Origin of the sequence: Clostridium sp. MCC345 (assembly GCF_018785345.1) — a bacterium.
Taxonomy (GTDB): Bacteria; Bacillota; Clostridia; order Lachnospirales; family Anaerotignaceae; genus Anaerotignum_A; species Anaerotignum_A faecicola.
Genome location: NZ_WQPP01000064.1, coordinates 274,205 through 286,386, shown reverse-complemented (window position 1 = coordinate 286,386; position 12,182 = coordinate 274,205). Strand labels below are relative to the sequence as shown.

Here is a 12,182-nt window from a genome sequence, read left to right as displayed (position 1 = left end):
CAGAATGGAACGGAAGGCATTTTTGGAAAAGGTGCTTGCCTACGGCAGACAGGCAGGCTTTACGGACTGCGAGGTTTATTACCGCGGCGGCAAGGCGTTTGAGGTGCTGATTCTGGAGGGTGAGGTCAGCGATTATGAAAACAGCAGGGAGGAGGGTCTGGCGTTTCGCGGAAACATCAACGGGCGGACAGGCTATGCCTATACCGAGCAGCTGACAGAGGATGCCATTGCATATCTGGTGGAAACGGCGAAGGAAAATGCGGCACTCCTTTCCCCGGAGGACTGCGAGGAGCTTTATGCAGGAGAGGAAAGCTACCCTGAGCTGGAGGGCGTAAATGCCGCTCTGGAGGAATTAAGGGTAGAGGAAAAAATCAACGCCGCCATGCGTATGGAAACAGCGGCACTGGCAGGTGCGGAGGAGGTTGCTTCTCTGGATTACTGCGCACTGGGGACATCTCTGGCGGAGGTTGTCATCCGCAACACCAGAGGTCTGGATGTTTCCTTTGCGAAGAATTTTGCGACGGCTTATGTTTCTGCGATTGCAAAAAAAGGCGGAGAAACCAAAACAGGCTCCTATTTCTGGAAGGCACAGGATTGGAATGATTTCAACCCTGAGGAAACGGGCAGAATGGCGGCAAAGCGTGCCGCATCCCATCTGGGGGCAGCGTCTGTGCCAAGCGGAAAATACGATGTGATTTTAGACGGCAGGGCGATGGTTTCTCTTTTGGGCGCGTTTGCAGGGGTATTCTTTGCGGAAAATGCGCAGAAGGGCTTCTCTCTTTTGCAGGGCAAAACGGGCGAAAAAATCGCATCCGAAAGGGTTACACTGCGGGATGATGCCCTGCTTTTGGGCGGCTATGGCACACAGCCCTTCGACAGTGAGGGCGTTTCGGGCAAAAATAAAGCCGTTATCGAAAACGGTGTGCTGAAAACCCTGCTTTATAACCGCAGGACAGCGAAAAAGGATGGCGTGGCATCCACAGGCAATGGCTTTAAGATGGGGCTGACAGGCTCTGTGAAAACTGCGCCCACAAATTTCTATCTGGCAAAGGGAATGCTTTCGCAGGAGGCTTTGCTTGCCCAAATGGGGGATGGTCTGCTGCTTACCAGCCTGATGGGACTGCATGCAGGCACAAATGCCGTTTCGGGCGATTTTTCCCTTTCGGCGGAGGGATTCCGTATCAAAGGCGGCAGAATTGACACGCCTGTGGAGCAGATTACCGTTGCAGGCAATTTTTATCAGCTTCTGGCAGAGGTGGAGGAAATTGCCGATGACTTATATTTCGGCTCCGGCGGTGTCGGCTCTCCGTCTGTTCTGGTGAGAGGACTGGCTATTGCGGGAAGCTAAAAAAAAGACCTAAGAGCGTCTCTCTTAGGTCTTTTTTTATGTAGTCTTTGTAAGCTTATCCGTCTAATTTGTCGCAAAGGTCGTTGATTTGCTTGAGCAGCTTTTCCATATCCCGATTGGTGCCGCCCTTATTCAGATTGATAATCTGCTGCAGGCGTTTATTTGCCAGATCAAGCTGATTTGCCAGATACATCGCGCGCTTGCCGCCCTCGGAGGCTGCATGTCCCCTTGGCAGCTCCTTCGGTGCAACGGGGATTTTTACGCCCTCGGAAATCATCTGATTTGCCGCTAAATCAAAGCAGGCACCGCTGTAAGGCGCAAAGGCATTGTAGCCGTATTCTTCTTTTAAGCATTTTGTGAAGTCCTCGCAGACCAAATCCTCACCATGTACTACAAAAACGCGCTCCGGCTTCTTCTCGAAATGGTTCACCCAATTCAGAAGTCCCTTCTTATCCGCATGACCGCTGACCCCTGCCAGCTCCTCGATATGCGCGTTGACGGTAATTGTCTCGCCAAACAGGCGCACCTCTTTTTCACCCTCGATGATATTTCTGCCAAGTGTGCCGATTGCCTGATATCCAACGAAAAGAATCGTACACTCGGGCCGCCAGAGGTTATGCTTTAAATGATGGCGGATACGTCCTGCCTCACACATCCCCGATGCGGAGATGATAACCTTCGGGCTTTTATCGAAATTGATTGCCATGGAATCATCCGGCGTTACGGCAACCTCAAGACCCTGAAAGGTCAGCGGATTGATGCCCTTCTGTACCAATGCCATTGCGTCGGTGTCATAGCAGCCCAGATAGTTTTCCGCAAACACGCGCGTTGCTTCGATTGCAAGGGGGCTGTCCACATAAACCTTGAAGCCCTCATGCCCCCGCACCAGTCCTCTTTCCTTGATTTCGCGGATGAAATACAGCATTTCCTGCGTTCGCCCGACGGCAAAGGAGGGGATGACCAGATTGCCGCCGCGGTCAAAGGTCTGCTGAATCTGTCCGGCAAGCTCTGCCACATAATCGGGCGGCGCGGTATGGTAACGGTCGCCGTATGTACTTTCCATAATGACAAAATCCGCTTCGGTGGTATAACGGGGGTCATGGATGATGGGCTGATTGATATTGCCGATATCACCGGAGAATACGATTTTTTTCGATACGCCGTTTTCCGTCAGCCAGATTTCGATACTGGAGGAGCCGAGCAGATGCCCGACATCCGTAAAGCGGATTTTCACCCCTTCGCAGACCTCGATTTCCTTCATATAATCGCAGGGAACAAAATGCTCCATGACTGCCATCGCATCCTCTGTGGTATAAAGCGGCTCAAAGGGAGCTTTGCCGGCACGCTTATTTTTGCGGTTGCGCCACTGCGCTTCAAATTCCTGAATATGCGCACTGTCCAGAAGCATGATGCGGCAGAGGTCTGTGGTGGCCTCGGTGGCGTAAATCTGCCCCTGAAAGCCGTTTTTGTGAAGCAGAGGGAGTAGCCCCGAGTGGTCAATATGCGCATGGGAAAGGAATACATAATCAATCCTTCCTGCCGCTACGGGGATTTCCTGATTTTCATAGGTATCCCGTCCCTGCTCCATGCCGCAGTCCAAAAGGATGCTCTTGCCGCAGGCTTCGATATAATGGCAGCTGCCGGTTACCTCGTGGTCAGCACCTAAAAACATCAGTTTCATAGAGATCACTCCTCCTTGATTGCAGTATTTTTATGAAAAATGGACAAATGTCTTTTGTAATTCCTACTGTTAGTATAGACCTTTTGCGTTCTGCTGACAAGTACCGTCTGAAAAACATCAATTTTCGTAAAAAACAGGAACGGTTTTGCCAAAATATGGCTCTGTTTTCATCTGGCAATACGTTGGAAATATGGTATAATAAATAAAATATATCAAGGAAACAAACACAAGCAAAAGGGAGGGAGACTATGCTCACAACCACAAAGCTTTATGATATTTTTCATATCGTCAACGGGGAACACAGCGACCCCCATACGGTGCTGGGGATGCACGAAATGGAGGAGGACGGCAGAAAAGCCGTTGTGGTGCGTGCCTTTTTGCCGAATGCGGCAGGCATTACCGTGATTGACTATGCAAATAAACGGAAAAAATACCCGATGGAGCGGCTGCATGCAGACGGCTTTTTTGAGGTGACGATTGCGGACAGGGAGGAATGGTTCCGCTATCAGCTGGAGTACACCGATGCGGACGGCAACACATGGCGCAGCTATGACCCCTATTCCTTCTCGCCGACCCTTTCTGAATTTGACCGACATCTTTTCGGCGCAGGGACGCATTATGAGATTTACGAAAAAATGGGCGGCAGGCTTATGACGCACGAGGGCGCAAGGGGGGCGGCATTTTCCGTCTGGGCACCCAATGCGAAGGCGGTCAGTGTAATCGGGGATTTCAACAACTGGGATGCGCGCAGAAGTCCCATGCGAAGGCTGGGCGAATCTGGCATCTGGGAGCTGTTTCTGCCTGCGGCGGCAGAGGGGGATAAGTATAAATTCCATGTGACGCAGTGTGATGGCAGGGTGGTTGATAAAACAGACCCCTACGGTGTGTATGCAGAGGTGCGCCCGAACAATGCGTCTGTGCTGTATCCTCTGAAACGCTATAAATGGAAGGATCGCCGTTGGATGACGGCACGAAGGAAATATGATTTCAGGACTGCCCCCATGAATATCTATGAGGTGCATTTGGGCAGCTGGAAGCGGGCGGAGGGCGATCGTTTTCTAACCTATACCGAATTGGCGGAGCAGCTGATTCCCTATGTGAAGGAAATGGGCTATACGCATATCGAGATGCTGCCTGTGGAGGAGCATCCCTTTGACGGCAGCTGGGGCTATCAGGTGACGGGCTATTATGCCCCGACGAGCCGCTATGGCAGCCCGGACGAATTTAAGCAGTTTGTGGATGCCTGCCATCAGAACGGCATTTCCGTCATTCTGGACTGGGTGCCTGCGCATTTCCCGAAGGATGATTTTGCACTGGCACGCTTTGACGGCACGGCACTTTATGAGCATCAGGACCCCCGTCTGGGGGAGCATATCCAGTGGGGGACGTATATTTTCAATTACGGCAGAAAAGAGGTTGCGAATTTCCTGCTTGCAAATGCGCTCTATTGGATGGATATTTTCCATATAGACGGGCTGCGCGTGGACGCGGTGGCATCTCTTTTGCGGCTGGATTTCTGCAAGGAGGAGGGGCAGTGGCTGCCGAATGTATACGGCGGCAGTGAAAACCTTGAGGCAATCGAATTTCTCAAGCACATGAATTCCGTCATTGCCGAGAGGGAGCCGGGCGCACTCATGATTGCGGAGGACAGCACCGCATGGCCCGGTGTGACGAAGAAGGTTGATGAGGGCGGTCTTGGGTTCAGCCTGAAATGGAACATGGGTTGGATGAATGATTTTCTCTCCTATATCAAGCTTGACCCTATTTATCGGAAATACCATCAGAATAAGCTGACCTTCGGCATGGCATATCATTATGCGGAGAATTTTGTGCTGGTGCTTTCGCATGATGAGGTGGTACATACAAAATCCTCGATGATTGGGAAAATGCCGGGGGATGTTTGGCAGAGCTTTGCGAATTTGCGCCTTTCCTATGGCTTCATGATGGGGCATCCGGGGAAAAAGCTGCTGTTTATGGGCGGTGAATTTGCGCAGTACAGCGAATGGAGCGAGGCACGCTCTCTGGATTGGCATCTGCTGCAATATGCCGACCATCAGGAAATGCAGGCGTATGTGAAGGAGCTGAATCACCTTTACACAGAGGAGCCTGCCTTCTGGGCGGAGGATTTCGACCCGAACGGCTTCCAATGGATTGAATGTGACGATGCGGAAAGCTCGATTGTTTCCTTTGTGCGCCGCAGTGAGGAAAAGGAACTGGTTTTCCTCTGCAATTTTACACCGGTGGTGCATCGTGGGTTTTCGCTCGGCGTGCCGCAGGAGGGAGTTTATCATGAACGGCTGAACAGCGATGCCGCACGCTTCGGCGGCAGTGATGTCATCAACGCCGTACCGCTGCAGAGCAAGGCGGAGCCGGCAGGCCGCTGTCCGTTTCGGGTAGAGCTGGATGTGCCGCCTCTGGGGATGGTCATTCTGGAGCGGGAGCAGCCGAAGAAGCAGCCACGGACAAAAAAGCCTAAGACGAGGACAGCGGCAAATGGTACAAAAACAGATGCAAAACGGAAGCATCCCGAAAAAAATACGGAAAAAACCGCAAAACAGGCAGATTTGCCATGATTTTTCTTGAGAATTTCTCTTAGTTCTTATTGACGTTGCGCGAGTTTTTGTGTATAATTCTTAAATGTATGGTAAAAAAAGGCGTAAAAGCACCTTTCTTGCCATCAACGAATCTCGCACTGGGAGGGAGGGAAATTCATGTCAGAGGTAAAAGTTAAAGAAAATGAATCCTTGGACAGCGCACTGCGTCGTTTTAAAAGAACATGTGCCAGAGATGGTATCATGGGCGAAGTACGCAAAAGAGAGCATTATGACAAACCCAGCGTAAAACGCAAAAAGAAATCCGAAGCCGCTAGAAAACGTAAATTCAGATAATCGTATGAAAGCGTTTTCCGTGGCTGTCAACAAAATGACTGCTTGCAGGCATTTTTGAGCAGACACGAGAAAACCTGAGTTGATGAGTAAAACGAAGTTTTACGAATTGCTTTCATGGTTTGATAAATTTTACTAAGTTTTACGAAGCGAAAAGGGATGATTATATGTCATTAAAAGAGCAGCTTTTTGCAGATTTGAAAACTGCTATGAAAGAAAAGGATACCATCAAGAAGGATACGATTCAGCTGATTCGTTCCGGTGTTCTGCAGATCGAAAAGGATAACAAGGTTGAGCTGGATGATGAAGGTGTCATCGAGGTTATCTCCAAGCAGCTGAAAAGCAGAAGGGATTCCCTGCCCGACTATGAAAAAAGCGGCAGACAGGATCTGATCGAAAAACTCAATAAAGAGATCGAAGTTTTGTTAAGTTACCTTCCAGAGCAGTTAAGCGAGGATGAAATTCAGAAGATTGTTGAAGACGCCATCGCACAGACCGGAGCCTCTACCATTAAGGATATGGGCAAAGTCATGGGTATCGTGACAGCCAAGGCAAAAGGTCGCGCAGATATGAAAATTGTCGGCGGTCTTGTGAAAAAAATGCTCCAAGGCAAGTAATAATCGAAACCATAGGGTCACAGGCGATTGCCTGTGACCCTTTTACGTTGAAGGGGGAAAGGCTATGAAATTCAGAAAAATGATGGGCGTAACGGCGGCTTTTTTGTGCGCGGCACTGGCTTTATCCGGCTGCGGCAGCACAGACGAAACGGCATACCGCATCGGCATTGTTCAGCAGGATGAACATTCCTCTCTGGATGCGGCAACGCAGGGCTTTGAGGACAAGCTGATGGAGCTGCTGGGAGAAGAAAATGTCACCTTCGATTATCAGAATGCGCAGGGCGAACAGGCAAACAGCACCACCATTGCTACGAAATTTGTTTCCGATGGCTGCGATTTGATTCTGGCAAACGGCACAACGGCTTTGCAGTCTGCGGCAGCGGCAACGGCGGATATCCCTATTGTGGGTACATCCGTAACGGATTATATCGCAGCAGGTGCAGTAAATTCCAATGAAAAGCCCGGCACAAATGTCACAGGTGTTTCCGATTTGGGCGAAATCAAGGCACAGGTGGATGTGCTGCTTACATTCTGCCAGCCAGATACGAAGATTGCGGTGGTTTACTGCTCCGCAGAGCCTAACTCCATCTATCAGGCGGAGCGTGCGGAAAGATATCTGAAGCGGCTCAAACGGGACTGTGCCATCTACACCGTTGCGGATTCCAATGATGTGCAGGCGGTGCTGACAAAGGCGGTGCAGGAATGTGGCGCTATCTTCATCCCGACCGACAACACCATGGCGAACAGCATGGAAATCGTAAAAAATATCACGATTCCGGCAGGTGTGCCTACCTTTGCAGGGGCGGAATATATGAGCCGTATCGGTGCGCTGGCTACGCTTTCCGTTCGTTATTATGACCTGGGAGTGAAGGCGGCGGAAATGGCGTATAATATTCTGGTAAACGGCACAAAGCCTGCCGAACTGCCAATCGCGTTTGTTTCCGACGGCGTGACACCGAAATATAATGCGGAAATCGCAAGAGCTTTGGGCATCACTCCTCCTGCCGATATGGAAGCGTTGGAGGAAACCATGGAATAACCTTCCCCTTCGCAGAGGATGAAAGCGCCTGTATCGAAGAAACAGTTTTCTCGATACACTTAATCGAAAAATTAGATTTGCTGTTGACAATCAAAACAGGGATGCTATAATTCATTTTGCGATGAAATTATATGTCGAAATCAGACATGAAAAAAATCAAAGAGGGAGAGGGTAGATTATGAAAATGAAAAAAGTAACAAGCCTTCTGGCTATGACCGTAGCGGCAGTAATGGCAATGACAGGCTGCGGCGGCAATGATGCGGCAGATGACAGCGCAGGGAATAAGGTATATCACATCGGCATTATTCAGCAGATGGAGCACGGTTCTCTGGATCAGGCAACAAAGGGCTTTGAGGATAAGCTGACAGAGCTTCTGGGTGAAGATAATGTGGAATTTGACTACCAGAATGCACAGGGGGAGCAGGCAAACTGCACCACCATTTCCACAAAGCTGGTTTCCGATGGCTGCGATTTGATTATGGCAAATGCCACAACAGCATTGCAGACAGCGGCGGCAGCAACCTCCGATATCCCCATCGTCGGTACTTCTGTTACAGATTATGTGACAGCAGGCGTGGTAGAATCCAATGAAGCACCCGGCAAAAATGTTACAGGTGTTTCCGATCTGGCTTCCGTCGAAAAGCAGATTGATGTGCTGATGCAGTTCTGCGATAAGGAAAACACAAAGGTTGCAGTGGTTTACTGCTCCGCAGAGCCAAACTCTACCTATCAGGCAGATCTGGCAAAGAAATATCTGGATGAACAGAAGATTCCTTATGCAATCTACACCGCAGCAGATTCTAACGAAATTCAGGCGGTTGTGACAAAGGCAGTTGCAGACTGCAACGCAATGTATATCCCTACCGATAACACATTTGCAAACAATATGGAAATCGTAAAGAATATCGCAGTTCCTGCACGCGTGCCCACTGTTACAGGTGCGGAAGCAATGTGTGAGGTTGGCGCATTGGCAACATTGTCTATCAGCTACTATGATCTGGGCGCAAAGGCTGCCGAAATGGCTTATGATATTTTGGTGAACGGGAAGAAGCCTGCGGAAATGCCCATTGAATATCTGACAGATGGGCTGGTTCCCAAATATAATGCAGATATCGCAGAGGCATTGGGTGTTACAATCCCCGAAGGGATGGAGCCGGTTGCTTAAGCGAAAGACCTGCGGTTTGATTTGAATTAAATACAGGAATAAGCGAAGCATGTGCTTCGCTTATTCCTGTAAAAAAAGAAAGCATAGAAAGAGGTATATTTATGAATATTATGGCATTGCTCAATGCCCTTCCGGGCTCCATCGCCCAAGGGCTGATTTGGGGTGTTTTTGCCATCGGCGTTTACATCACCTTTAAGGTATTGGATTTTGCGGATATGACCGTAGACGGCAGCATTGCGACAGGCGGCTCCGTTGCAGTTATGATGATGCTTTCCGGGCATAATGTAGCGGTTGCTCTGGTAGCGGCTACGATTGTCGGTATGCTGGCAGGCATGGTAACAGGTATCTTCCATGTGGCTTTGGGTATCCCCGGTATTCTGGCAGGTATCCTGTCCCAGCTGGGTCTGTATTCTGTCAATATGCGTATTTTGGGTAAATCCAATCAGGCAATCAGCGTAGATAAATATAATCTGATTCTCAGCCTGAGAGATATCCATGGTGCAATCATTGTTTCCGCGATTTTCTGTATTGTAGTCATCGCGCTGATGTATGGCTTCTTCGGTACAGAAATGGGTCGTGCCTTCCGTGCAACGGGCAATAATGAAAAAATGGCGCGCGCACAGGGCATCAATACCAATACAATGAAGGTTCTGGGGCTTATGGTATCCAATGGTCTGGTTGCGCTTGCAGGCGGTCTGTATGCGCAGTATCAGGGCAATGCAGACGTAAACATGGGGCGTGGTGCCATCGTTATCGGTCTGGCATCCGTTATCATTGCGGGCGTTGTATTCAAGAGATTTGATTATAACTATGCATTGCGTATGCTTGGCGTTGTCGGCGGTGCAATCCTGTATTATATCGTTATCGCAGTGGTGCTGTGGCTTGGTCTGGAAACCACCGACCTGAAGCTGATCAGTGCTTTGATTGTAGCGGCATTCCTTGCTTTGCCCCACCTGAAGGGCAAATATGCTGCCAGCCATGTAAAGAGAGGAGGCGGCAAGAATGCTTGAGCTGAAAAATATTTATAAAACCTTCAACCCAGGTTCTATCAATGAAAAAAGAGCCTTAAACGGCATCAATCTGACGCTGGAGGATGGCGACTTTGTTACCATCATCGGCGGCAACGGTGCAGGGAAATCCACCATGCTGAATGCCATTGCGGGCGTTTGGCCTGTAGACAGCGGCTCTGTTATCATTGACGGCGAGGATATCACAAAGCTGCCCGAACACAAAAGAGCAAAATATCTGGGGCGCGTATTCCAGGACCCCATGAACGGGACAGCTGCCGATATGGAAATCGAAGAAAATCTGGCTGTGGCAAAACGCCGCGGGCAGACCCGTACCCTCAGATGGGGGATTACAAAAAAAGAGAGAGAAGAATATGTTGAGCTGCTGAAGCCACTGGATTTGGGGCTGGAAACCCGTCTGCGCGCAAAGGTAGGTCTGCTTTCCGGCGGGCAGAGACAGGCACTGACCCTTCTGATGGCAACGCTGAAAAAGCCCAAGCTGCTCCTGCTCGATGAGCATACCGCGGCACTGGACCCTAAAACAGCGGCGAAGGTTCTGGAGCTTTCCGATAAGATTATTGCGGAGCATAACCTGACTGCGCTGATGGTAACGCATAACATGAAGGATGCCATTGTGCATGGCAACCGTCTGATTATGATGTGGGACGGCAAGATTATTCTGGACATCAAGGGAGAGGAAAAGAAAAACCTGACCGTTGATGACCTGCTGCATCAGTTCACCGTTGCCAGCGGCAAGGAATTTGCAAACGACCGTGCTTTGCTCGGCTGATTTGAAAACAGAAAAAACAAAAAGGACACTCTATAGGATGTGTCCTTTTTTTGTGCGCGGACGGCGGATACAGGTATACAAAATACTTGCAGAAAAGGGAGGATTATGCTTGACATTGAAGATTTGAGTGCTATAATGACTTTAACAGTGTGACGCGGATATGCGTGCATGTAATAAAGCAAAACCCGAAAGGGGAAACTGAGGAAAAAGGGAGAGATTCTTATGAAAAAATGGATGAAAATGACAGCCACAATGATGGCTGCAGCGATGGCATTGACAGCCTGCGGCGGCAATGATGCGGCAGACGATTCCGCTGATGCAGGCGAAACATATACAGTCGGCATCATTCAGCAGCTGGAGCACCCTGCATTGGATCAGGCAACAAAGGGCTTTGAGGATAAGCTGACAGAGCTTCTGGGCGATAAGGTAAAATTCGATTATCAGAACGCACAGGGCGAGCAGACAAACTGCACCACGATTGCAACAAAATTTGTTTCCAATGATGTTGATTTGATTATGGCAAACGCAACCACAGCTTTGCAGGCGGCAGCAGCGGCAACAGGGGATATTCCTATCGTTGGTACCTCCGTAACAGACTATAAAACAGCAGGCGTGGTTGATTCCAATGAAAAGCCCGGCAGAAATGTAACCGGTGTTTCCGATCTGGCACCCGTTGATCAGCAGATTCAGCTGCTCATGAAGCTGGTTCCTGATACAAAGAAGGTTGGCATCGTATACTGCTCCGCAGAACCCAACTCTGCATATCAGGCGAAGCTGGCAGAGGCTGAGCTGGATAAGGAAGGCATTGCATGGGCTGAATTTACAGCAGCAGATTCCAACGAGGTACAGTCTGTTGTAACAAAGGCAGTCGGCGAATGTGATGCACTGTATATCCCTACAGACAACACCATCGCAAATAACACAGAAATCGTAAAGAACGTAGCGGTTCCCGCAGGGATTCCTGTTGTAACCGGTGAAGAAGGCATGTGCAGCGGCTGTGGTCTGGCAACTCTGTCCATCAGCTACTATGATTTGGGCGTAAAGGCAGCGGAAATGGCTTATGAAATTCTGACAAACGGCGCAGATCCCGCACAGATGGCAATCGGCTATGTAACTGATGGCATCACAGAAAAATACAATGCTGACATCGCAGAAGCACTGAATATCACCATTCCCGAGGATATGGTAGCAATCGAAAACTAAAGAGCAGCAATCAAAAATGAAGCAGTTCCTCTCACATGAGAGTTCCTCTGAAAAAAATGAATGCGCACAGCGAAAAGGCGGAGCAAAGGCTCTGCCTTTTTGCATGCAGAAAAGCATGTAGAAAATTCTAGTTTATCCCCTGCTTGCATAAAGTGAATAAATGAGGTGATGGCATGGGATTTCGTAGGAATATGACAGAGGCACTGGAGCTGCCGAAGGAAATACTGCTGCATCTGCCGCTGATTTCCTTTATCGGACAGGAGGAGGTTACGATAGAAAATTATAAGGGGATTCTGGAATACAGCGAGGAGACGGTGCGCATCGGCACGGCGGCAGGGGTTCTGCGGCTGGAGGGGCAGGGGCTTTGCCTGAAGCAGCTTTCGGCGGAGTGCATGGTGGTGACGGGCAGAGTGGAAAAAATGGAATTTCTGCAATGAGCATCCGGGC

The 12,182-nt window shown here is 49.6% G+C and carries 11 protein-coding genes; 10 read left to right on the top strand and 1 reads right to left on the bottom strand.

What is annotated here, in order from left to right; translation table 11 throughout:
- Positions 1-4 precede the first annotated feature (4 nt).
- Entirely contained in the window at positions 5-1,348 is a 1,344-nt protein-coding gene (locus GPK49_RS12525) for a TldD/PmbA family protein (protein WP_215678337.1), read from the top strand.
- A 55-nt stretch (positions 1,349-1,403) separates the two neighbouring features.
- Here GPK49_RS12525 and GPK49_RS12520 read toward each other — a convergent pair whose 3' ends face one another.
- The gene (locus tag GPK49_RS12520) at positions 1,404-3,029 is read right to left on the bottom strand and encodes an MBL fold/beta-CASP domain-containing RNA metallo-hydrolase (protein ID WP_016406746.1); all 1,626 of its coding nucleotides are present in this window, start codon (positions 3,027-3,029) and stop codon (positions 1,404-1,406) included.
- A 248-nt stretch (positions 3,030-3,277) separates the two neighbouring features.
- Here GPK49_RS12520 and glgB point away from each other — a divergent pair, with 248 nt between their 5' ends.
- The 9 genes from glgB (at position 3,278) to yqfC (ending at position 12,172) form a co-directional block, all read left to right on the top strand.
- On the top strand, positions 3,278-5,602 hold the full coding sequence (gene glgB, locus GPK49_RS12515) for a 1,4-alpha-glucan branching protein GlgB (protein ID WP_215678333.1): 2,325 nt from the start codon (positions 3,278-3,280) through the stop codon (positions 5,600-5,602).
- A 138-nt stretch (positions 5,603-5,740) separates the two neighbouring features.
- Positions 5,741-5,917, top strand: coding sequence for a 30S ribosomal protein S21 (gene rpsU, locus GPK49_RS12510; RefSeq protein WP_016406744.1), 177 nt, complete (start codon positions 5,741-5,743; stop codon positions 5,915-5,917).
- Between the two features lie 164 nt (positions 5,918-6,081).
- The gene (locus GPK49_RS12505; protein ID WP_016406743.1) at positions 6,082-6,531 is read left to right on the top strand and encodes a GatB/YqeY domain-containing protein; all 450 of its coding nucleotides are present in this window, start codon (positions 6,082-6,084) and stop codon (positions 6,529-6,531) included.
- A 64-nt stretch (positions 6,532-6,595) separates the two neighbouring features.
- Positions 6,596-7,570 carry an ABC transporter substrate binding protein gene (locus GPK49_RS12500; RefSeq protein WP_215678330.1) on the top strand — a complete coding sequence of 325 codons (975 nt, stop codon included), beginning with the start codon at positions 6,596-6,598 and terminating at the stop codon, positions 7,568-7,570.
- Positions 7,571-7,748: 178 nt separating this feature from the next.
- Positions 7,749-8,735 (top strand): ABC transporter substrate-binding protein, encoded by a 987-nt coding sequence (locus GPK49_RS12495; RefSeq protein ID WP_215678327.1) that lies wholly within the window; start codon positions 7,749-7,751, stop codon positions 8,733-8,735.
- A gap of 101 nt (positions 8,736-8,836) precedes the next feature.
- A complete protein-coding gene (locus GPK49_RS12490; RefSeq protein WP_016406740.1) occupies positions 8,837-9,745 on the top strand; it encodes an ABC transporter permease in 909 nt (302 codons plus the stop codon).
- Positions 9,738-10,532 (top strand): ABC transporter ATP-binding protein, encoded by a 795-nt coding sequence (locus tag GPK49_RS12485; RefSeq protein ID WP_016406739.1) that lies wholly within the window; start codon positions 9,738-9,740, stop codon positions 10,530-10,532. Before GPK49_RS12490 ends, GPK49_RS12485 begins: the two co-directional genes overlap by 8 nt.
- 222 nt (positions 10,533-10,754) lie before the next feature.
- Positions 10,755-11,735 carry an ABC transporter substrate-binding protein gene (locus GPK49_RS12480; protein WP_215678324.1) on the top strand — a complete coding sequence of 327 codons (981 nt, stop codon included), beginning with the start codon at positions 10,755-10,757 and terminating at the stop codon, positions 11,733-11,735.
- 173 nt (positions 11,736-11,908) lie between these two features.
- Positions 11,909-12,172, top strand: a complete 264-nt coding sequence (gene yqfC, locus GPK49_RS12475; RefSeq protein ID WP_016406737.1) for a sporulation protein YqfC — start codon at positions 11,909-11,911, stop codon at positions 12,170-12,172.
- The last annotated feature ends 10 nt before the right edge of the window (positions 12,173-12,182 follow it).